We start from the raw sequence: 22,013 nt of genomic DNA on the forward strand, positions 1-22,013 counted from the left end.
GGCCGGCAGGGGCGCCGGTGCGGGGTGCGGCGGGATGTGGGGCCTACTGCCCGCGGGCCGGCACTTCCTCCGGCCGTCCGGCAGCCGGTTCCGGCCGTCCGGCCGTCGGTGTGACGGCCGTGCGCCCCGGCCCCGTGCCCCCGGCGTTCCCCGGCCCCGTACCCCCCGGGCCACCGTCGTGCGCCCCGTCGGCGGGCCGCGCCGGGGAGCCCCGGCGGGCAGCGGCGCGCAGCCGCGCCGCGCGTGCTCCGGCACCCGTGCGCAGCCCGTGCAGCCGGGTGCGCGTACGGGCCGCCGCCACCCGCTTCGGAAGCCGGTGCGGCAGCCTGCCGTACCAGGCGAAGGACACCGCGAAACCGAAGGCCAGGCAGGCCATGCCGCCGACGGCGTCCATCCAGAAGTGGTTGGCGGTCGACACGATGACGACCAGGGTGGCGGCCGGGTAGAGCAGGCCCAGGATGCGGGCCCACGGCGCCGAGGCCACCGCGAAGATGATCAGCCCGCACCACAGCGACCAGCCGATGTGCATGGACGGCATCGCCGCGTACTGGTTGGACATGTTCTTGAAGTTGCCGGAGGCCATCGAGCCCCAGGTCTGGTGGACCAGCACGGTGTCGACGAAATGGCCGCCGTTCATCAGGCGGGGCGGCGCCAGCGGGTAGAGGTAGTAACCGAGCAGGGCGACGCCGGTGGTGGCGAAGAGCACCAGACGGGCCGCCGCGTAACGGCCCGGGTGGTAGCGGAACAGCCACACCAGCACACCGATGGTGACGATGAAGTGCAGCGTCGCGTAGTAGTAGTTCATCGACACGATGAGCCATGTCACCGAGTTGACCGCGTGGTTGACCGAGTGCTCGAACGCGGCGCCCAGCGACTTCTCCACCGACCAGATCCAGTCGGCGTTGCGCAGTGCGGCGGCTTTCTGCTCCGGTACGGCGTTGCGCACGAGCGAGTACAGCCAGTAACTGACGCCGATGAGCAGGATCTCGAACCAGAGCCGCGGACGGCCCGGCGACCGGCGGGAGCGCCAGTGGCGCAGCCGGGCGACCGCTCCGGGCCTCGGGGCGGGGGAGCGGACGGGCTCGTCCATGATGGGTGCCGACACGGCCGTCGAGAGGCCTTCCTCTGATCTCACGTGAGCTTCACCCATAGGCGCAGAGTCTGCCAGATACGTCCCCCTCCGCCCGATCATCCTCCGGTGGGGTTCACGTCGCACGTTCTGCACCTTGCGGAGGAGTCGGGGGTCATCAGGAAGGACTGGAGGTGATCGGTAGGGACCGGGGGTCAGGAAGGGCCGGGCGCCGCGGCGGTGGAGCCGCGCACCACCAGTTCGGGCATGAAGACGAACTCGCTGTGCGGGGCGGGCGTCCCGCCGATCTCCTCCAGCAGGGTCCGCACCGACGCCTGCCCCATCGCCGTCACCGGCTGCCGGATCGTGGTCAGCGGCGGATCGGTGAACGCTATCAGCGGCGAGTCGTCGTACCCCACCACCGACAGGTCGCCCGGCACCTGGAGGCCCTCGCGGCGGGCGGCCCTGATCGCGCCGAGCGCCATCATGTCGCTCGCGCACACCACGGCCGTGCAGCCGCGCGCCATCAGCGCGGAGGCGGCGGCCTGGCCGCCCTCCAGGGTGTAGAGGGAGTGCTGGATCAGCTCCTCCGTCTCCTCGGTGGAGAGTCCCAACTGCTCACGCATCGTGGCGTGGAAGCCCTCGATCTTGCGGAGCACCGGCACGAACCGCTTGGGCCCGACGGCCAGCCCGATCCGGGTGTGCCCGAGCGACGCCAGGTGCGTGACCGCCAGCCGCATCGCCGCGCGGTCGTCGGGGGAGATGAACGGCGCCTGCACCTTGGCGGAGAAGCCGTTGACGAGGACGTACGGCACCCCCTGGGCGCGGAGCCGGTCGTAACGCCCCATGTCCGCCGAGGTGTCGGCGTGCAGCCCGGAGACGAAGATGATGCCGGAGACGCCGCGGTCCACGAGCATCTCGGTGAGTTCGTCCTCGGTTGAGCCGCCGGGCGTCTGGGTCGCGAGCACCGGGGTGTATCCCTGCCGGGTGAGCGCCTGACCGATCACCTGCGCGAGCGCGGGGAAGATCGGGTTCTCCAGTTCCGGCGTGATCAGCCCGACGAGACCCGCGCTGCGCCGGCGCAGTCGCACCGGGCGTTCGTAACCGAGCACGTCGAGCGCCGCGAGGACGGATTCGCGGGTGGCCGCCGCGACTCCGGGCTTGCCGTTCAGGACTCGGCTGACCGTCGCTTCACTGACCCCCGCCTGAGTTGCGATGTCGGCAAGCCGTGCGGTCATGGGAAAGGACTGTACCGGGCGGGTGTCGGATTGCCCACCGGATCGTGTTTTCGGCCCGGACGCCTGTTCCCGCAAGCGGCTCGCCCGGCCCGTGCGGCGCTCCCCGGCAACCTCTTGCAAGACCTTGCGGGCAGGGTGCGGTCACCCTGCGAAGAGCGTGCGCTTGCCGTCACACCGGTACATACCGGTACACGGTGTTCGCTGGAGGGGTTTCCGTGGCCGCGTCAAGGCTCGTGACGGCAACCTTGGGGACACGCGCATGTAACGATCCCCCGCGCTTGCAGAAAAGTTCCGCAAGGTCTTTCGGACTTCTTTCATCCTTGTTACGTTCACGTCGACCCGGCGCCGCGACGGAGCGGTACGGCAGTTGAAGGAGTTCAGATGCGACGTGGCATAACGGCCACCGCCCTGGTCGCGGCCCTGGCGTTCGCGGCGACCGCGTGCGGCAGCGACGACGAGACCGGGAGCAAGAGCTCGGGCGAGCTCTCCGGCACCGTGACGTGGTGGGACACGTCCAGCGTCGGCAGCGAGGACAAGGTCTTCAAGAAGCTCGCCGAGGGCTTCGAGAAGAAGCACCCGAAGGTCGACGTCAAGTACGTCAACGTGCCCTTCGGCGAGGCCCAGAACAAGTTCAAGAACGCCGCGCAGGCCAACGCCGGCGCCCCCGACGTGATCCGCTCCGAAGTCGCCTGGACCCCGGAGTTCGCCGACCTCGGCTACCTCGCCCCGCTCGACGGCACCGCCGCGCTCAAGGACCAGAAGGACTTCCTGGAGCAGGCCGCCGCGTCGACGAAGTACGACGGTAAGACCTACGCGGTGCCGCAGGTCATCGACTCCATGGGCGTCTTCTACAACAAGAAGATGTTCGCGGACGCCGGCGTCGAGGTGCCGAAGACGGTCGACGAACTGAAGACCGCCTCCGCCGCCATCAAGAAGAAGACCGGCAAGACCGGCCTCTACCTCCGCGGCGACGACGCGTACTACTTCCTCTCCTTCCTCTACGGCGAGGGCGGCGACCTGGTCGACGCCGGCAGCAAGACCGTCACGGTCGACGGCCCCGAGAGCGTCAAGGCGTTCAAGGTGGTCAAGGACCTGGTCGACTCCGGTGCCGCCAAGACGGACGCCACGGACGGCTGGGAGAACATGATGCAGGCGTTCAAGTCCGGCGAGGTCGCCATGATGATCAACGGCCCGTGGGCCGTGGCGGACACCCTCACCGGCGACCAGTTCAAGGACGCCGCCAACCTCGGCGTCGCCCCGGTCCCGGCCGGCTCGGCCGACCAGGGCGCCCCGCAGGGCGGTCACAACCTGGCCGTGTACGCGGGCTCCAAGAACCTCGACGCCTCCTACGCCTTCGTCGACTACATGACGTCGGTCGACGCCCAGGCCCAGGTCGCCGGCGAGCTGAACCTGCTGCCGACCCGTACCTCCGCCTACGCCCGCAAGGAGGCCGTGGACAGCGAGATCGTCGGCTTCTTCAAGCCGGTCGTCGAGACGTCCGTGCAGCGCCCCTGGATCCCCGAGGGCGGCAGCCTCTTCGCCCCGCTGGTGACCGAGTACACCAAGGTCCTCACCGACCAGACCACCCCGGAGAAGGCGGCCGCCACGACCGGCGACGCCTACCGCGAGCTCCTCAAGGGCTGGAAGTAACAGGAAGGTTGGCCGACTGATGGCTGTCCACACCAGCCAGTCGGTGGCGAAGGCCGCGGGCGACGACGTCGCCCGCGGCCGGACCCGCGGTACTGGCAACCCCCCGCCGCCGGGCAAGCTCCGGCGCGCCCTGTCCACCCACTGGTACGCCTGGGTCATGGTCGCCCCGGTGGTGCTGGTCATCGGCGTGATCATCGGCTACCCGCTGGTCCGCGGCGTCTTCCTGTCGCTGACCGACGCCAACGAGCGCAACGTGGCGCGGTCCATCGGCGTCAACCACCTGCCCGCCACCTACGAGTTCGTCGGCCTGGACAACTACGCCGACGCCCTCACCGGCGGTGAGTTCCTCTCGACGCTCGGCTGGACGCTGGTGTGGACGATCGCGTGCGTGAGCATCACGTTCGCGCTCGGCATGGCGCTCGCCAACATCCTCAACCGCCGCATCGCCGGCCGCTCCGCCTACCGCATGGCGCTCATCCTGCCGTGGGCCATCCCGGGCTTCGTCTCGGTCTTCGCCTGGCGCTTCCTCTACAACGAGGACCGCGGCATGCTCAACCAGCTCCTGTCCGGAGCCGGCATCGACGGCATCCCCTGGCTCAACGACCCCACCTGGGCCAAGTTCTCCGTCATCGTCGTCAACGTCTGGCTCGGCATCCCCTTCATGATGGTGGCCCTCCTCGGCGGGCTGCAGTCCATACCCGCGGAGCAGTACGAGGCCGCCGAGATGGACGGCGCCACCGCCTGGCAGCGGTTCCGGCACATCACCGTCCCCGGCCTCGCGCCGGTCTCCACCACGGTGATCCTGCTCTCCACCATCTGGACCTTCAACATGTTCCCGGTGATCTTCCTGCTCACCCGCGGCGGACCCGGCGAAGCGACCCAGATCCTCGTCACCCAGGCGTACAAGTTCTCCTTCGAGATCAGCCCGCGCGACTTCGCGCAGTCCTCCACCTGGGGCGTGCTGATCCTCGTCCTCCTCATGGTCTTCGCCGCGGTCTACCGGCGAGTCCTCCGCAAGCAGGGAGAAGTCTGGTGACCACCCTCACGCACACCCCCGACCGGCGCGCCCCGCGCCGGCCCCGGCTGCGCGGGCAGCGCTCCCCGCTGGCCTCGGTGGCGCTGCACACCACGCTGATCGTCGCCTCGGTGATCGCCGTCTTCCCGGTGCTCTGGGTCCTGCTGACCTCGCTCAAGCCCGCCAAGTACGCGACCACCACGGACTTCTTCCGCGAGACGACGTTCGTCAACTACACCAACCTGATCCAGGACACCGAGTTCGTCACCTGGTTCGGCAACTCGGTCGTCATCGCGGCGCTCTCCACCGTCATCGGCGTCTTCGTCTCCGCCACCACCGGCTACGCCGTCAGCCGCTTCCGGTTCCCCGGCAAGCGCGGGCTGATGTGGACGCTGCTGATCACACAGATGTTCCCGGTCGCCGTCCTCATCGTGCCGATCTACAACATCATGTCGGCCATGGGCCTGCTCAACCAGCCCGCCGGACTCGTCATCACCTACCTCACCATCTCGGTGCCGTTCTGCGCCTGGATGATGAAGGGCTTCTTCGACACGATCCCGCGCGAGATCGACGAGTCGGGGCAGGTCGACGGCCTGACACCGTTCGGCACGTTCTGGCGGCTGGTCCTGCCGCTCGCCAAGCCGGGCCTCGCGGTCACGGCGTTCTACTCGTTCATCACCGCCTGGGGCGAAGTGGCCTACGCCTCCGCCTTCATGGTCGGCGACGAGAACCTCACGCTCGCCGGCGGACTGCAGAAGTTCGTCAACCAGTACGGCGCCCAGTGGGGCCCGATGACCGCGGCCTCCGTGCTCATCGCCATTCCGGCCGCCCTGGTGTTCCTGTTCGCGCAGAAGCACCTGGTCACCGGCATGTCCGCCGGAGCCGTCAAGGGCTGACGCACCCGCACCCGCACGCGTCGCCGCAGCACCCGTCACGGCGGCGCCGGATCCCCGACCCGGTCCCGGCGCCGCTTCCCCACCAGACACCCCAGGGACGACATGACCCAGCACCTCGCTGCCCCCTCCACCGGTACGTCCGACGACACCTCGGGCCGGTCCACCGGCTGGTGGCAGGACGCGGTGATCTACCAGGTCTATCCGCGGAGCTTCGCCGATTCCGACGGGGACGGCATGGGCGACCTCGCGGGCGTCACCGCCCGCCTGCCGCACCTGCGCGACCTCGGCGTCGACGCCGTCTGGCTCTCCCCCTTCTACGCCTCCCCGCAGGCCGACGCCGGCTACGACGTCGCCGACTACCGGGCCATCGACCCCATGTTCGGCACCCTGCTGGACGCCGACGCCCTGATCCGCGAGGCCCACGCCCTGGACCTGCGCGTCATCGTCGACCTGGTGCCCAACCACTCCTCCGACCAGCACGAGTGGTTCAAGCGCGCCCTCGCCGAGGGCCCCGGCTCCGCGCTCCGCGAGCGCTACCACTTCCGTCCCGGCAAGGGCGCGGACGGCGAACTCCCGCCCAACGACTGGGAGTCCATCTTCGGCGGCCCGGCCTGGACCCGCACCACCGACCCGGACGGCACGCCCGGCGAGTGGTACCTGCACCTCTTCGCCCCGGAGCAGCCCGACTTCAACTGGGAACACCCGGCCGTCGCCGACGAGTTCCGCTCCATCCTGCGCTACTGGCTCGACATGGGCGTCGACGGCTTCCGCGTCGACGTCGCCCACGGCCTGGTCAAGGCGGCGGGACTGCCCGACCTCGGCTCGCACGACCAGCTCAAACTGCTGGGCAGCGCCGACGACGGCCTGCCCTTCTTCGACCAGGACGGCGTGCACGCGATCTACCGGAGCTGGCGCACCATCCTCGACGAGTACCCGGGCGACCGGATCCTGGTCGCCGAGGCGTGGACCCCGACCGTCGAGCGGACCGCCCACTACGTGCGCCCCGACGAGATGCACCAGGCGTTCAACTTCCAGTACCTCTCCACGGACTGGGACGCCGCCGCGCTGCGGGCCGTCATCGACTCCTCGCTCGCCGCGATGCTCCCGGTCGGCGCCCCCACCACCTGGGTGCTCTCCAACCACGACGTCACCCGGCACACCACCCGCTTCGGCAACCCGCCCGGCCTCGGCACCCAGATCCGCACCGCGGGCGACCGCGAACTGGGCCTGCGCCGCGGCCGCGCCGCCACCCTGCTGATGCTGGCCCTGCCCGGCTCCGCCTACGTCTACCAGGGCGAGGAGCTCGGCCTGCCCGACGTCACCGACCTGCCCGACGAGGCCCGCCAGGACCCGTCGTTCTTCCGCGCCGAGGGCCAGGACGGCTACCGCGACGGCTGCCGGGTGCCGATCCCGTGGACCCGCGGCGGCAGCAGCCACGGCTTCGGCTCCGGCGGGAGCTGGCTCCCGCAGCCGGCCGGCTGGGGCGAGCTGTCCGTCGAGGCGCAGACCGGCGTCGAGGGCTCCACCCTGGAGCTCTACCGGACCGCCGTCGCCGCCCGCCGCGCCCACCCGGGCCTCGGCGCCGGCACCGGGGTCGAGTGGCTGGACGGACCCGAGGGCGTCCTCGCCTTCGCCCGCCCCGGCTTCGTCTGCACCGTCAACACGACCGGCGCGCCGGTCCGCATGACCGCCCCCGGCACGGTGCTGGTCTCCAGCGCCCCGGTGACCGTGGACGGCGCCGAGTTCGAGCTGCCCTCGGACACCACGGTGTGGTGGACGGTGTGACCGTCCCCGCCGCACGGAACGGCTCGGCCCTGCGGCTCTCCGACATCGCGGGCCAGGCCGCGGTCAGCGAGGCCACGGTGAGCCGGGTGCTCAACGGGAAGCCGGGCGTCGCCGACCCCACCCGCCAGCGGGTGCTGGCGGCGCTCGACATCCTCGGCTACGAGCGCCCCGTGCGGCTGCGGCAGCGCAGCGCCGGGCTGATCGGGCTGGTGACCCCCGAACTCACCAACCCGATCTTCCCGGCCTTCGCGCAGTCCGTCGAACAGGTCCTGGCCGGCCACGGCTACACGCCTGTGCTCTGCACCCAGCTGCCGGGCGGGGCCACCGAGGACGAACTCGTCGAGCAGCTCGTGGAGCGCGGCGTCGGCGGGATCGTCTTCCTCTCCGGCCTGCACGCCGATCTGTCGGCGGACCCCGGACGGTACGCCGCGCTCACCGAGCGCGGCGTGCCCTTCGTCCTCATCAACGGCTACAACGACCGCATCAGCGCCCCCTTCGTGTCGCCGGACGACGCCGCCGCCGTGCGGATGGCGGTGGGCCACCTCGCGGCGCTCGGCCACCGCAAGGTCGGCCTCGCCATCGGCCCGCAGCGCTACGTGCCCTCGCGGCGCAAGCGGGACTCGTTCCTGGACGCCTCGGTCCAGATGCTCGGCCGGACCCGCGAGGAGGCCGAGTCGCTGGTCCGCTCCACGCTGTTCGGCGTCGAGGGCGGCCAGGTGGCCGCGGACGCGCTGCTGGACAGTGGCTGCACCGCGATCGTCTGCGGCAGCGACCTGATGGCCCTCGGGGTGGTGCGCACGGCCCGGGGGAGGGGACTCGACGTGCCGCGCGACGTCTCGGTCGTCGGGTTCGACGACTCGCAGCTCATCGCGTTCACCGATCCGCCGCTGACGACGGTGCGCCAGCCCGTCCAGGCCATGGCGGCGGCGGCGGTGGGGGCGCTGCTGGAGGAGATAGCCGGCAGTCCGGTGCAGCGCACGGAGTACGTCTTCCAGCCGGAGCTGGTGGTACGGGGCTCGACGGCGGCGGCCCGCACGTCCTGAGCGGTCCGCGGGCACACCAATCGGGGACCGGGCGTGCCCGGACGCCGAGGAGAGGCACCGGAGTCGGCCCGGACGGGCCGGCGGGGAGGTGACTCCGAGTGCCTCTCGACTGCGTGACCGGCCCGGCCGGCCGGGCGCGTGGGGCCCGGTGCCGAAGCCCCGGACCCCCGGCCGGCCGGACCGGAGTCAGGTGCAACTTAACAGGGGCGCAACATCTTGCGAAAGGGCTTGCAGGGAGAAAACTGCCGCGTTTCGCGGAGATGAGCGGGTGATGTCCAAAGGGTTGACCGGAGCGGGGCCGCCTCGTACGGTCTGCTCCGCGGCAGGGTTTCATTCTTGCAGCAAGAGGATTCAAGAGCCTTGAGGGCACAGCGCGTTGCCGAGTGAGGCCCGCACGTCACCCGCGATCTTCCCCCACCGCAGGAGGAAAGACATGGCACGCAGACTCACCTCCGCCTCGCTCGCCCTCGCCGCCGCGGCGGCCGCCCTGGTCGCCCCCGCCGGCCTCGGCGCTGGCGCCGCGCAGGCCGCCGCCCCCGGCGCCAAGGACGTCACCGCCGTGATGTTCGAGTGGAAATTCGACTCGATAGCCTCGGCCTGTACGAGCACCCTCGGTCCGGCCGGGTACGGCTACGTCCAGGTCTCGCCGCCCATGGAGCACATCCAGGGCGGCCAGTGGTGGACCTCGTACCAACCCGTCAGCTACAAGATCGCCGGCCGGCTGGGCGACCGCAGCTCCTTCGCGAACATGGTCAACACGTGCCACGCGGCGGGCGTCAAGGTCGTCGCCGACGCCGTCGTCAACCACATGTCGGCGGGCTCCGGCACCGGGACCGGCGGCTCCTCGTACACCAAGTACGACTATCCGGGCCTGTACTCGGTCAACGACATGAACGACTGCCAGGCGCAGATCAACAACTACGGTGACCGTGGCAACGTCCAGAACTGCGAACTCGTCGGCCTCGCCGACCTGGACACCGGCGAGGACTACGTCCGCGGCAAGATCGCCGGCTACCTGAACGACCTGCTGTCCCTCGGGGTCGACGGCTTCCGGATCGACGCCGCCAAGCACATGCCGGCCGCCGACCTCGCCTCCATCAAGTCGCGGCTGAGCAACCCGGGCGTGTACTGGAAGCAGGAGGCCATCTACGGCGCGGGCGAGGCCGTCTCCCCGTCGGAGTACCTCGGCACCGGCGACGTCCAGGAGTTCCGCTACGCCCGCGGGCTCAAGCAGACGTTCCTCAACGAGAACCTCGCCAACCTCAAGAACTACGGCGAGGGCTGGGGCTTCATGGAGTCCGGCAAGTCGGCGGTCTTCGTCGACAACCACGACACCGAGCGCGGCGGCGACACCCTCAACTACAAGTCGGGCGCCTCCTACACCCTCGCCAACGTCTTCATGCTGGCCTACCCCTACGGCTCCCCGGACGTCCACTCCGGCTACGAGTTCAGCAGCAACGACGCCGGACCGCCGGGCGGCGGCCAGGTGAACGCCTGCTACAGCGACGGCTGGAAGTGCCAGCACGCCTGGCGCGAGATCTCCTCGATGGTCGCCTTCCGCAACACCGCCCGCGGCGAGGCGGTCTCGAACTGGTGGGACAACGGCGGCGACCAGATCGCCTTCGGCCGGGGCGCCAAGGCGTACGTCGCCATCAACCACGAGGGTTCCGCACTGACCCGCACCTTCCAGACCTCGCTGCCCGCCGGAGCCTACTGCGACGTGCAGACCGGCAACGCCGTGACGGTCAACTCCTCCGGTCAGTTCACCGCCACCCTCGGTGCGGACACCGCGCTCGCCCTGCACGTCAACGCCCGCACCTGCGCCGGCGGGACCACCCCGCCCGCCCCGGGAACCGGGACCTCCGGCGCCTCCTTCGGCGTGAACGCCACCACTGTCCTCGGCCAGAACATCTACGTCACCGGCGACCAGTCCGCGCTCGGCAACTGGTCCCCGGCCGGCGCCCTCAAGCTCGACCCGGCCGCCTACCCGGTCTGGAAGCTGGACGTGAACCTGCCCGCGGGCACCACCTTCGCGTACAAGTACCTGCGCAAGGACGCCGCCGGCAACGTCACCTGGGAGAGCGGCGCCAACCGCACCGCGACCGTCCCCGCCTCCGGCAAGGTCCAGCTGACCGGCGACGTCTGGCGCGGCTGACGCACCACCGGCGGGCCGGGACGCGCACCACGCGGCCCGGCCCGCCCCCGTATCCCCCGTTGTCCCAGACCCCTGATCGAGGAGAACCCTCCGTGTCCCGAACCACCCTCCGGCGGGGGGCCGTCGCCGCACTGTGCGCGGCCCTGCTGCCGGTCGTGCCGGCGGCCACCGCCTCCGCCGCGCCCAGACCCCCGTCCCCTCCCTCGGACGCGAAGCTGGCGAAGGAACCGGCCCGCCAGGACCTGACCCGCGAGCAGTTCTACTTCGTGCTGCCCGACCGGTTCGCCGACGGAGACTCCTCCAACAACACCGGCGGGCTCACCGGCGGCAGGCTGGACACCGGCCACGACCCCACCGACAAGGGGTTCTACCAGGGCGGCGACCTCAAGGGCCTGACCAGCAGGCTGGACTACATCAAGGGTCTCGGCACCACCGCCATCTGGCTCGCCCCGATCTTCAAGAACCGCCCCGTGCAGGGCACCGGCGCCAACGCCTCGGCCGGGTACCACGGCTACTGGATCACCGACTTCACCCAGGTCGACCCGCACTTCGGCACCAACGCCGACCTGGCGAAGCTGATCGACAAGGCCCACGGCAAGGGCATGAAGGTCTTCTTCGACGTCATCACCAACCACACCGCCGACATGATCGACTACGCCGAGAAGGAGTACGGCTACCAGCCCAAGGGCTCCCAGCCGTACCTCGACGAGGACGGCCGGCCCTTCGACGACTCCGACGCGCGCGCCGTCGAGGCCGCCGACATCGACGCGGACGCCTTCCCCTACACGCCGGAGGCCACCGGCCGGAAGGTCCCGTCCTGGCTCAACGACCCCACGATGTACCACAACCGGGGCGACTCCACGTACGCGGGCGAGTCCACCGAGTACGGCGACTTCTCCGGCCTGGACGACCTGTGGACCGAGCGTCCCGAGGTCGTCGAGGGCATGGAGGAGATCTACGAGAAGTGGGTCCGCGACTTCGACATCGACGGCTTCCGCATCGACACCGTCAAACACGTCGACCTCGACTTCTGGACCCAGTGGGCCACCGCGCTCGACGCCTACGCCGCGAAGCGGGGCCGCGACGACTTCTTCATGTTCGGCGAGGTCTACTCCGCCGACACGGCGATCACCTCGCCCTACGTGACCCGCGGCCGGCTCGACGCCACCCTCGACTTCCCCTTCCAGGAAGCCGCCCGCCAGTACGCCTCCCAGGGCGGTTCCGCCGCCAGGCTCGCCGCGCTCTACGCCGACGACTACCGGTACACCACCGACAAGGCCAACGCCTACGAGCAGGTGACCTTCCTCGGCAACCACGACATGGGACGCATCGGCGCCTTCCTGAAGCAGGACAACCCCGGTGCGACCGACGCGGAACTGCTGCGCCGGGCCGAGCTGGCCAACGAGCTGATGTTCCTCGGCCGCGGCAACCCGGTGGTCTACTACGGCGACGAGCAGGGCTACACCGGCGCCGGCGGCGACAAGGACGCCCGCCAGACGCTGTTCGCCTCGAAGACCGCCGACTACCTCGACGACGACCAGCTCGGCACCGACCGCACCCACGCCGCCGACGCCTACGACCCCACGCACCCGCTGTACCGGCAGATCGCGGCCCTCTCCCGGCTGACCGAGGCCCACCCGGCGCTCCGCGACGGCACGCAGACCGAGCGGTACGCCGAGGGCTCCGTCTACGCCTACTCGCGCATCGACGCGCACCGGACCAACGAATACCTGGTCGCCGTCAACAACGGGGACGCCCCGAGGACGGTCGAGCTCACCACCGAGTCCGCCCGGATGAACTTCCGCACGATATACGGCGGTTCGGCCACCGTGCGCAGCGGCGCCGACAAGAAGGCCACGGTCACCGTGCCCGCCCTGTCCAGCCTGGTGCTCCGCGCCGACCAGCCGCTCGCCGCCCCCGCCGCCCGGCCGTCCGTCACCCTGAAGGCGCCGGCCGCCGGAGCCACCGGCACCGTCGAACTGACCGCGTCCCCGTCCGGCGGACAGCTCAACCGGGTCGTCTTCGCCGCCCAGACCGGCAACGGCCCCTGGAAGACCCTCGGCACCGCCGACCACGCCCCGTACAAGGTCACCCAGTACCTCGACGGCACGGTGAAGGCGGGCACCCCGCTGCGGTACAAGGCCGTCGTGGTCGACAGCGCGGGCCGCACCGCCGGCGCCCTCGCCGCCACCACCGCCGGCCAGGCGCCGCCGGCCGCCAAGCCCGTGGCCGTCGAACGCGACTACGCCGTCGTCCACTACAAGCGGGCCGACAACGACTACACCGGCCGGCAGCTCTCCGCCGGCGGCGCCACCGCCGAGTTCACCGGCCGGGACGCCTGGGGCGCGTTCGCCTGGCTGAAGCTGGAGGAGGGCGCCGCCACGCTCCCGTACACGATCCAGAAGGACGGCGTCGCCGACGGGCCCGTCCGCACCCTGGACCTGGCCACCACCGGGCAGGTCTGGGTCGAGCAGGGCCGGGACGGTCAGTCCACCGAGGCCCCCGACGGCGCCAACCCGCCGCAGGACACCACCAAGGCGGTCCTGCACTACCACCGCGCCGACGGGAACTACGACGGCTGGGGACTGCACACCTGGACCGGCGCCGCGTCGCCCACCGACTGGGCCAAGCCGCTGCAGCCGGTGAAGAAGGACGCCTACGGCGTCACCTTCGAGGTCCCGCTCGCCGACGGAGCCACCTCGCTCAGTTACATCCTGCACAAGGGCGACGAGAAGGACCTGCCGAGCGACCAGTCTCTCGACTTCGCCGGCAAGGGCCGCGAGGTCTGGATGCTGGGCGGCGTCGCCGACTACCTGCTGCCGACCGCCGCCGGACTGCCCGCCCCCGACCTCTCCAAGGCCGAGGCGCAGTGGATCGACGCCGACACCGTCGTCTGGAAGGTCAAGGCCACCGCCGCCACCAGCCAGCAGCTCGTGTACGCGGAGAACGGCGGCATCACCGTCACCGACGGGGCGCTCTCCGACGAGGGCCGGTGGCTGCGGCTCAGGAGCGCCGCCCTCACCGACGCCCAGAAGGCGAAGTACCCGCACCTGGCCGGATACCCGGCCTTCACCGTCGACGTCCGCGACCGGGACCGGGTCCGCGACTCCCTGCGCGGCCAGCTCCTCGCCACCCAGCGCGCCGCCAACGGCGCCCTGCTGGCCGCCACCGGCGTGCAGACCGCCGGCGTCCTCGACGCGCTCTACGGCACGAAGGCCACCGGCGCCACCCTCGGCCCGGTCTTCACCAAGGGCGTGCCCACCCTCTCCGTCTGGGCGCCGACCGCCCGGACCGTCTCCCTGGAACTGGACGGCCGCACCGTGCCGATGCGGCGCGACGACACCACCGGCGTCTGGTCCGTCACCGGACAGCGGAACTGGACCGGCAAGCAGTACCGGTACGCCGTGGAGGTCTGGGCGCCCAGCGTGCGCAAGACCGTCGTCAACAAGGTCACCGACCCCTACTCCACCGCCCTCACCGCCGACTCCGCCCGCAGCCTCGTCGTGGACCTGGACGATCCGAAGCTGGCCCCGGCCGGCTGGTCCGCGCTGAAGAAGCCCGCCGCCGTCCCGATGAGCCAGGCGCAGATCCAGGAACTGCACATCCGCGACTTCTCCGTCGCCGACCGCACCTCCCGCCACCCCGGCCAGTACCTCGCCTTCACCGACACCGGCTCCGACGGGATGAAGCACCTGAGGGAGCTGGCCGGCGCCGGCGCCTCCTACGTCCACCTGCTGCCCGCCTTCGACATCGGCACCGTCCCCGAGAAGAAGTCCGACCAGCGCACCCCCGCCTGCCCGCTCTCCGTCTACGCCCCCGACTCCGAGGAACAGCAGGCCTGCGTCGCCGAGGCCGCCGCGAAGGACGCCTTCAACTGGGGCTACGACCCGCTGCACTACACCGTCCCCGAAGGCTCCTACGCCTCCGACCCGGACGGCACGGAGCGCACCGTCGAGTTCCGCCGGATGGTGCAGGGCATCAACGGGGCCGGGCTGCGGACCGTCATGGACGTCGTCTACAACCACACCGTCGCCTCCGGGCAGGACGACAAGTCCGTCCTCGACAGGATCGTCCCCGGCTACTACCAGCGGCTCCTGGAGGACGGCACCGTCGCCACCTCCACCTGCTGCGCCAACACCGCGCCCGAGAACGCCATGATGGGCAAGCTCGTCGTGGACTCCGTCGTCACCTGGGCCAAGGAGTACAAGGTCGACGGCTTCCGCTTCGACCTCATGGGCCACCACCCCAAGGCCAACATCCTCGCCGTCCGCAGCGCGCTGGACGCCCTGACCCCCGCGAAGGACGGCGTCGACGGCAGGAAGATCGTGCTGTACGGCGAGGGCTGGAACTTCGGCGAGATCGCCGACGACGCCCGCTTCGTCCAGGCCACCCAGAAGAACATGGCCGGCACCGGCATCTCCACCTTCTCCGACCGCGCCCGCGACGCGCTGCGCGGCGGCAGCCCCTTCGACGCCGACCCCGGCGTCCAGGGCTTCGCCTCCGGCCTCTACACCGACCCCAACGCCTCCACCGCCAACGGCACCGAGGCCGAGCAGAAGGCCCGGCTGCTGCACTACCAGGACCTGATCAAGGTCGGCCTCACCGGCAGCCTCGCCGACTACACCTTCACCGACACCTCCGGCCGCACCGTCACCGGCTCCGCCGTCGACTACAACGGCGCTCCCGCCGGATACGCCGCCGCGCCCGGCGACGCCCTCGCCTACTCCGACGCCCACGACAACGAGACCCTCTACGACGCGCTCGCCTTCAAACTGCCGGCCGGCACCTCCGCCGCCGACCGGGCCAGGATGCAGGTCCTCGCCCTGGGCATCTCCACCCTCTCCCAGGGGCCCTCGCTCTCCCAGGCCGGCACCGACCTGCTGCGCTCCAAGTCCCTGGACCGCAACTCCTACGACAGCGGCGACTGGTACAACGCCCTGCACTGGGACTGCCGGGACGGCAACGGCTTCGGCCGCGGCCTGCCCCTCGCCGCCGACAACCGGGACAAGTGGGCGTACGCGAAGCCGCTGCTCACCAACAGCACCCTGACGCCCGGCTGCGAGCGCATCACCGGCGCCTCCGCCGCGTACCGGGACCTGCTGACCGTGCGCACCACCGAGAAGGCGTTCGCCCTCACCACCGCGGACGCCGTCCAGTCCCGCCTCGCCTTCCCGCTGTCGGGCGAGGACGAGACCCCGGGCGTGATCACGATGACCCTCGGCGATCTGGTCGTCGTCATCAACGCCACCCCCGGCGCCACCACCCAGCAGGTACCCACCGCGGCCGGCCGCCCCTACGCCCTGCACCCCGTGCAGGCGAAGGGCTCCGACGCCACGGTGAAGACCTCCCGCTACGACCGCGCGACCGGCGGCTTCACCGTCCCCGGCCGCACGGTCGCGGTGTTCCGGCTCGGCTGACGCGGGGCAGGCCCGAGCGGTACCGGGGGCCGGTCCGGGGACGCACCACGCGTCCCCGGACCGGCCCCCGCCCCCGTCGCCCGCTTGTGCGTACCCGCCGGTCACCGCCAGGGTGGGAGCCGACAACGACCGCCCCACCCGCACCGGGAGCACCCCATGCCGCAGATCACCGTCGACTACTCCGCCGAACTCGGCGACGCCTTCGGCCGGCGCGACTTCGCGCTGGCGCTGCACCCGCTGGTCGCCAAGACCATCGACACCTCGGTGCCCGCCTGCAAGACCCGCTTCCGTGCGGTCGAGGAGTCCGTCGTCGGCGACGAACCGGCCGGAGCCGCCATCGTCCACATCACCATCGGCATGCTCGCCGGCCGCACCCCCGAGGTGAAGGCCGAGCTCACCCGCGCCGTCGTGGAACTCCTGGAGGACCACGTCCGGCCCGTCGGCGGGGTCAGGGTCCACGCCTCCGCCGAGGTCCGCGACCTCGACCCGTCGTACGACAAGAACTGACCGCGGGCACCCGTACGGACACGGGCACAGGCGCCGGGCGGGCGCGCGGGGTTCAGCGCGCCCGCTGCGCGGGCACGGCCGGGCCGTCCGCGTCTCGGCCGTCCGCGCCCGGGTCCTCCCCGGCGGCCGGCGTCCCGGTCCCGCCGCCGTCCGCGAGTGCGGGAGCCAGCGCCGCCAGGCGCCCGAGCAGTTCCCCGAACGGCCCGTCGGCCGGCTCCCGGGCGAGCACCCGCAGCACGATCTCCGCCGTCTCCGGATCATGGAACGCGCTGATCGCCGCCAGCGCCGCGAAGTCGTGCACCAACTGGATCTCCAGATCCGCCCGCGGCACCCTGCGGCCGTCCAGCCACAGCAGCGCCGTCGACTCCGCCAGCGACACCCAGGACCGGACCACCAACTCCAGCCGCGCGGGCGGGTCCCGGACCTCCAGATGGGTCAGGATCTGCTCGTACGCGGCCTGCCGCACCCCGTCGACCATCGCGGTCGTGGTGGACGAACCGACCGCCGGACCGCCCCGCATCAGCGCGGAGAAACCGGGGCCGTGCTCCTCCACGAAGTCGAAGAACCTGCCCATCACCCGCAACAGCCGCTGCCCCGGCGGCCCTTCGTGCGGTTCCACGAACCGGTCCGCCAGCTCGTCCGCGGCCCGGCGCAACGCGGCCTCGTACAGGCTCTGTTTACCGGGGAAGTAGTGGTAGACCAGCGGACGGGAGATTCCCGCCGCCGCGGCGATGTCGTCGATCGACACCTCGTCGGGGGAACGGTTGCTGAACAACTCCAGTGCGACACCGATCAGTTGCCGCTTGCGCTCATCGACGCCCATCCGGCGCCGCACCCCGGTCGTCATGCCTTCACCCTAACCGCGGCGGCCCGGACGCGACGGTCCCCGCGGGCCGGACACCGCCGCGCCGCCCGCGGTCACTGCTGCCCGCGGTCACTGCCGTCCCCGGTCCAGATACGTCAGCACCGCCAGCACCCGGCGGTTGTCGTCGTCCGACGGAGCGAGCCCGAGCTTGCCGAAGATGTTCGAGGTGTGCTTCGCCACCGCCCGCTCCGTGATCACCATCTGTGCCGCGATCGCCGCGTTGGACCGGCCCTGAGCCATCAGCTCCATCACCTCCCGCTCGCGCGGGGTCAGCGCCGCCATCGGCTCGTCCCGCTCCCGGCGCGACAGCAGCTGCGAGATGACCTGCGGGTCCATCGCGGTGCCGCCCGCCGCCACCCTGCGCACCGCGTCGACGAACTGGTCCGCGTCGAAGACCCGGTCCTTCAGCAGATAGCCGATGCCGCCGTCGCCGTCCGCCAGCAACTCCCGTGCGTACAACTGCTCCACGTGCTGCGACAGCACCAGCACCGGCAGCCCGGGCCTGGCCCGGCGCGCGGCGAGCGCGCACTGCAGACCCTCGTCCGTGTGCGACGGCGGCAGCCGGACGTCCACCACCGCCACGTCCGGCTCCGACTCCGCGAGCGCCCGCGTCAGTTCGGGGCCCGACTCGACGGCGGCCGCGATCTCGAAGTCGTACGCCTCCAGCATCCGCACCAGCCCGTCGCGCAGCAGGAAGAGGTCTTCGGCTAGGACAACGCGCAAGGGATCTCCATGGTCACCATGGTGGGGCCGCCCTCGGGACTGCTGACGGCCAGGACACCGTCGAATGTACCCAGCCGGCGCTCGATCCCGGTCAGACCCGAGCCGCCGCCGATCCGTGCGCCGCCCCTGCCGTCGTCGGTGACCGAGACCCGCAGCATGGAGCCGGAGTGGTGCAGGTCGATCCAGATCCGGTCGGCGTGCGCGTGCTTCACCGCGTTGACCAGGGTCTCGCTGACCGCGAAGTACGCCGCCGACTCGACCGGCGCCTCCGGCCGGCCCGCCAGGTCCACCGTCACCTCCGTCTCCACCGGCAGCCGCAGCGCCAGCGCCCGGACCGCGTCGCCCAGGCCGCGTTCCGCGAGGACCGGCGGGTGGATGCCCCGGACCAGGTCGCGCAGCTCGGTCAGGGCCTCCGCGGACGACTGGCGCGTCGCCGCCAGCATCTCCTTGGCCCGCGCCGGGTCCTTCTCGATCAGCGCCTCGATCGTCCCGAGGTCCATCCCCATCGCCACCAGCCGGGCCTGCGCCCCGTCGTGCAGATCCCGCTCGATGCGCCGCAGCTCGGACGCGGCGGTGTCCACCGCCTCGTGCCGGGTCTCGGTCAGCCGGTCGATCCGCCGGGCCAGCTCCTCCCGCGGCACGGGTGCCAGCACGGCCTTCGCGAGCGAGAAGTTCAGCCGCAGCAGCGGCCGGCTCGCCCACAGCCCGACGTGGAACAGGACCACCCCGAGCGCCAGCGCGGCGAACGCCGTGCCCTGGCTGGAGACGGGCACGAACCCGTACCAGTACGCGTCGTCCCGGAACACCCGCCACAGCCCCGCCGCCAGCACCAGGCCCTCCACGGGGTACACCATCAGTGCCGCGGCCAGTACCGACAGGGTGAACCCGACCGACATGTCCGCCATCAGCCACCCCAGGTCCCGCCAGGTCGCCGGGTCCTTCAGCATCAGCGTGGTCCGCTCGACCCGGCCCGCCAGTCCGGGACGCAGGTCCGCCGGGAGGGGCCGGTAGGGCACCGGGATCCGTACGTCCGACCAGGTCGCCGCCTTCAGCCGCCGCCAGTCGGCGTGACGGCGTACGAGCTCCAGGACGTACGGGGTGGTGATCAGCCCGATGCCGAGCGGCACGAAGGCGATCGACAGCACCGACAGGATGAACAGGGCCATCGAGACGCCGAGCCCCGACACCGCCAGCACCAGCCCGCGTCCGGCCGCGAGCAACGCCTCCCGCAAGCGGCTCCTCGTCGTCTTCCCGGGGGGACTCGTCGTCGTGCTCATCGGTGCCTCTTTCCCTCGCCGGGCCCGCGGCGGCCCGTCCGGCAGCCAGTGTCACCCGGCCCGGCCCGCCCCCGGCAGCCGTCCCCCCACCCGACACGTGGTGTACCTGGCACCACCCACCGGCCGGGGGACGGCCCGCCGCGCGAAGGGCCCCGGCGCGAGGGCCCCGGACGTCGGGGCCTCGCACCGGGGCCCTCGGCGCGGTGCGGTGAGCGGGCGGGATCAGGGGGCGTACTTGTACCCGACCCGCCGCACCGTCTGGATCGAGCGGCGGTGCTGCACGCCGAGCTTCCGGCGCAGCCGGGCCACATGGACGTCGACGGTCCGGCCGTCTCCCACATGCCCGTACCCCCACACGGTGGTGACGAGCTGATCGCGGGTGTGGACCCGGTGCGGGTGCGCCACCAGGTGGGCCAGCAGCTCGAACTCCAGGTAAGTGAGGTCCAGTTCGCGCCCGTCGACCAGCGCGGTACGCCGCACCGGGTCGATGCGCACCGGACTGTCCGGCGCGACGGCGGACGGCTGGTCCCCCGCCGGGGTGCGGGTGGCCTCCGTCTCGGGGACGACCGGTTCGGGGGCGACCGGCGCGGGCCGGCCCGAGGCGGCGAACGCGCCGACGAGGGCGGCCTGCTGGTCGGCCGGGACGAGGACCAGGTAGCCGATCATGGGCGGCCGGCCCGGCAGGGTCGGCAGGGTGTGCTGCGGCGCCGGGACCCAGGTCGCGCCGGGCGGCAGGAAGTCGGCCACGTCGGCCAGTTCGGCGACCGCGACCACGTCGTCGCGGTCCACCGCGCGCAGCCTGCGGGCGGGGGAGAGGGGACGTGCGGCAGCGGCCGCGCCGGAGACCGCGTGCGTCGCGGCGGCGGGAGCGGAGGAGAGAGTACGGGCGTTCGCCATGGGGTCAGCAACTTTCGCGCGAGGAGTCGTCGAGGGACGGACTTGCGTCGTGCGCGCGGACCGAAGACCGGGGTGAGCGGCTTTAGAGGGCCAGCGCGTTCCACGCGCGGCAACAGACCCGGTCGAAGTCGTGATGCTGACGGGACGGCCAGAACGGCTCAAGGTCGCTGCGACCCGATGAGGTGTACTGGAAGCCGGTCATGCTCCCATTGAAGCAGAGATTGCGGCCCGGCAGCAGCCTCCTTCCGCCCCCTGATACGCCCGCGGCCGCTGCGGGCCGCCACGGGTCGACGGCTTTCGGCCAGGGGCCGCGGACTCCGGCCGGAATCACCGCCCGGCCCGCCGGCCCGCCTCCGCGCACGACGAAGACGCCCGCCGGAAACGCAAGTCCGGGGGCGTCTCGTGCGTGCCGCTGCGGGGAGGCGGGCGGCGGGTGGGATCAGACCTGGTCGGCCTTCTCCAGGGCGGTGCAGCAGGTGTCCACGATCAGCCGGGTGACGACGTAGGGGTCGACGTTGGCGTTCGGGCGGCGGTCCTCGATGTAGCCCTTCTGGTCCTGCTCGACCTGCCACGGGATGCGGACCGAGGCGCCGCGGTTGGAGACGCCGTAGCTGTACTCGTTCCACGGGGCGGTCTCGTGCAGACCGGTCAGGCGGTCGTCGATGCCCGCGCCGTAGTTCTTCACGTGGTCGAGCGGCTTGGAGCCCTCGCCCAGCGACTCGCAGGCGGTGATGATCGGGTCGTAGCCCTCGCGCATCGCCTTGGTGGAGAAGTTGGTGTGCGCGCCGGCGCCGTTCCAGTCGCCCTTGACCGGCTTCGGGTCGAGGGTGGCGGAGACGTTGAAGTCCTCGGCGGTGCGGTAGAGCAGCCAACGGGCGATCCACAGCTGGTCGGAGACCTCCAGCGGGGACAGCGGGCCGACCTGGAACTCCCACTGGCCGGGCATGACCTCGGCGTTGATGCCGGAGATGCCGAGACCGGCCTTGAGGCAGTTGTCGAGGTGCTTCTCCACGATCTGGCGGCCGAAGATCTCGTCGGCGCCGACGCCGCAGTAGTAGCCGCCCTGCGCGGCCGGGAAGCCGCCCTCGGGGAAGCCGAGCGGGCGGTGGCCCTCGAAGAAGGTGTACTCCTGCTCGATGCCGAAGATCGGCTCCTGGCCGGCGAACCGCTCGGCCACCGGGCGCAGCGCGGCACGGGTGTTGGACTCGTGCGGCGTCATGTCGATGTTGAAGACCTCGCACAGGACCAGGACGTCGTCGCCGCCGCGGATCGGGTCCGGACAGGAGAACACCGGCTTCAGCACCCGGTCCGAGGCGTGGCCCTCGGCCTGGTTGGTGCTCGAACCGTCGAAGCCCCAGATGGGCAGCTCCGCGCCGTCGGCCATGATCCTCGTCTTGGAGCGGAGCTTGGCGGTCGGCTCGGTGCCGTCTATCCAGATGTACTCAGCCTTGAACGTCACGGAAGCCATCCTTTGCG

15 protein-coding genes are annotated in these 22,013 nt (G+C 71.5%); 8 read left to right on the forward strand and 7 right to left on the reverse strand.

Annotated features, from left to right (window positions below):
- Positions 1-43 precede the first annotated feature (43 nt).
- Positions 44-1,150, reverse strand: coding sequence for a phosphatase PAP2 family protein (locus tag Q0994_RS07910; protein WP_299530780.1), 1,107 nt, complete (start codon positions 1,148-1,150; stop codon positions 44-46).
- Between the two features lie 134 nt (positions 1,151-1,284).
- Positions 1,285-2,307 carry a LacI family DNA-binding transcriptional regulator gene (locus Q0994_RS07915; protein ID WP_299530782.1) on the reverse strand — a complete coding sequence of 341 codons (1,023 nt, stop codon included), beginning with the start codon at positions 2,305-2,307 and terminating at the stop codon, positions 1,285-1,287.
- 381 nt (positions 2,308-2,688) lie between these two features.
- On the opposite strand from Q0994_RS07915, the gene Q0994_RS07920 reads away from it, so the two are divergent.
- The 8 genes from Q0994_RS07920 to Q0994_RS07955 all read left to right on the forward strand — a co-directional run bounded on the left by Q0994_RS07920 (position 2,689) and on the right by Q0994_RS07955 (position 16,775).
- A complete protein-coding gene (locus Q0994_RS07920; RefSeq protein WP_299530785.1) occupies positions 2,689-3,957 on the forward strand; it encodes an extracellular solute-binding protein in 1,269 nt (422 codons plus the stop codon).
- A gap of 19 nt (positions 3,958-3,976) precedes the next feature.
- Positions 3,977-4,993, forward strand: a complete 1,017-nt coding sequence (locus tag Q0994_RS07925) for a carbohydrate ABC transporter permease (protein WP_299530787.1) — start codon at positions 3,977-3,979, stop codon at positions 4,991-4,993.
- Complete coding sequence (locus Q0994_RS07930) at positions 4,990-5,868, forward strand: sugar ABC transporter permease (protein ID WP_299530789.1); 879 nt, start codon at positions 4,990-4,992, stop codon at positions 5,866-5,868. The genes Q0994_RS07925 and Q0994_RS07930 overlap by 4 nt, the downstream gene beginning before the upstream one ends.
- Before the next feature lie 102 nt (positions 5,869-5,970).
- Positions 5,971-7,653 (forward strand): glycoside hydrolase family 13 protein, encoded by a 1,683-nt coding sequence (locus Q0994_RS07935; RefSeq protein WP_299530791.1) that lies wholly within the window; start codon positions 5,971-5,973, stop codon positions 7,651-7,653.
- Positions 7,638-8,696, forward strand: a complete 1,059-nt coding sequence (locus Q0994_RS07940; RefSeq protein WP_299530793.1) for a LacI family DNA-binding transcriptional regulator — start codon at positions 7,638-7,640, stop codon at positions 8,694-8,696. Before Q0994_RS07935 ends, Q0994_RS07940 begins: the two co-directional genes overlap by 16 nt.
- 433 nt (positions 8,697-9,129) lie before the next feature.
- Positions 9,130-10,851 carry a carbohydrate-binding module family 20 domain-containing protein gene (locus tag Q0994_RS07945; RefSeq protein ID WP_299530794.1) on the forward strand — a complete coding sequence of 574 codons (1,722 nt, stop codon included), beginning with the start codon at positions 9,130-9,132 and terminating at the stop codon, positions 10,849-10,851.
- Between the two features lie 92 nt (positions 10,852-10,943).
- On the forward strand, positions 10,944-16,268 hold the full coding sequence (pulA, locus tag Q0994_RS07950; protein ID WP_299530796.1) for a pullulanase-type alpha-1,6-glucosidase: 5,325 nt from the start codon (positions 10,944-10,946) through the stop codon (positions 16,266-16,268).
- Between the two features lie 156 nt (positions 16,269-16,424).
- Positions 16,425-16,775: a 5-carboxymethyl-2-hydroxymuconate Delta-isomerase gene (locus Q0994_RS07955; protein WP_299530799.1), complete on the forward strand. Its 351-nt coding sequence runs from the start codon at positions 16,425-16,427 to the stop codon at positions 16,773-16,775.
- Between the two features lie 52 nt (positions 16,776-16,827).
- On the opposite strand, the gene Q0994_RS07960 is transcribed toward Q0994_RS07955, so the two are convergent.
- From Q0994_RS07960 to glnII, 5 genes are all read right to left on the reverse strand, one after another.
- Entirely contained in the window at positions 16,828-17,622 is a 795-nt protein-coding gene (locus tag Q0994_RS07960) for a TetR/AcrR family transcriptional regulator (protein ID WP_299530802.1), read from the reverse strand.
- An 87-nt stretch (positions 17,623-17,709) separates the two neighbouring features.
- Positions 17,710-18,363: a response regulator transcription factor gene (locus Q0994_RS07965; protein WP_299530805.1), complete on the reverse strand. Its 654-nt coding sequence runs from the start codon at positions 18,361-18,363 to the stop codon at positions 17,710-17,712.
- Positions 18,348-19,640 (reverse strand): sensor domain-containing protein, encoded by a 1,293-nt coding sequence (locus Q0994_RS07970; protein WP_299530808.1) that lies wholly within the window; start codon positions 19,638-19,640, stop codon positions 18,348-18,350. Before Q0994_RS07970 ends, Q0994_RS07965 begins: the two co-directional genes overlap by 16 nt.
- Positions 19,641-19,862: 222 nt before the next feature.
- Entirely contained in the window at positions 19,863-20,537 is a 675-nt protein-coding gene (locus tag Q0994_RS07975) for a winged helix-turn-helix domain-containing protein (protein ID WP_299530811.1), read from the reverse strand.
- 439 nt (positions 20,538-20,976) lie between these two features.
- On the reverse strand, positions 20,977-21,996 hold the full coding sequence (gene glnII / locus Q0994_RS07980) for a glutamine synthetase (RefSeq protein ID WP_299530814.1): 1,020 nt from the start codon (positions 21,994-21,996) through the stop codon (positions 20,977-20,979).
- Between the last annotated feature and the right edge of the window lie 17 nt (positions 21,997-22,013).

Origin of the sequence: uncultured Streptomyces sp. (genome assembly GCF_947488945.1) — a bacterium.
Lineage (GTDB): Bacteria > Actinomycetota > Actinomycetes > Streptomycetales > Streptomycetaceae > Streptomyces.

Bases quoted from the DNA above. Each gene is read 5' to 3' on its own strand.
- Q0994_RS07960 (WP_299530802.1), bottom strand. From the start codon at position 17,622: ATGACGACCGGGGTGCGGCGCCGGATGGGCGTCGATGAGCGCAAGCGG.
- Q0994_RS07910 (WP_299530780.1), bottom strand. From the start codon at position 1,150: ATGGGTGAAGCTCACGTGAGATCAGAGGAAGGCCTCTCGACGGCCGTG.
- Q0994_RS07915 (WP_299530782.1), bottom strand. From the start codon at position 2,307: ATGACCGCACGGCTTGCCGACATCGCAACTCAGGCGGGGGTCAGTGAA.
- Q0994_RS07945 (WP_299530794.1), top strand. From the start codon at position 9,130: ATGGCACGCAGACTCACCTCCGCCTCGCTCGCCCTCGCCGCCGCGGCG.
- Q0994_RS07935 (WP_299530791.1), top strand. From the start codon at position 5,971: ATGACCCAGCACCTCGCTGCCCCCTCCACCGGTACGTCCGACGACACC.
- Q0994_RS07955 (WP_299530799.1), top strand. From the start codon at position 16,425: ATGCCGCAGATCACCGTCGACTACTCCGCCGAACTCGGCGACGCCTTC.
- Q0994_RS07970 (WP_299530808.1), bottom strand. From the start codon at position 19,640: ATGAGCACGACGACGAGTCCCCCCGGGAAGACGACGAGGAGCCGCTTG.
- Q0994_RS07925 (WP_299530787.1), top strand. From the start codon at position 3,977: ATGGCTGTCCACACCAGCCAGTCGGTGGCGAAGGCCGCGGGCGACGAC.
- Q0994_RS07975 (WP_299530811.1), bottom strand. From the start codon at position 20,537: ATGGCGAACGCCCGTACTCTCTCCTCCGCTCCCGCCGCCGCGACGCAC.
- Q0994_RS07920 (WP_299530785.1), top strand. From the start codon at position 2,689: ATGCGACGTGGCATAACGGCCACCGCCCTGGTCGCGGCCCTGGCGTTC.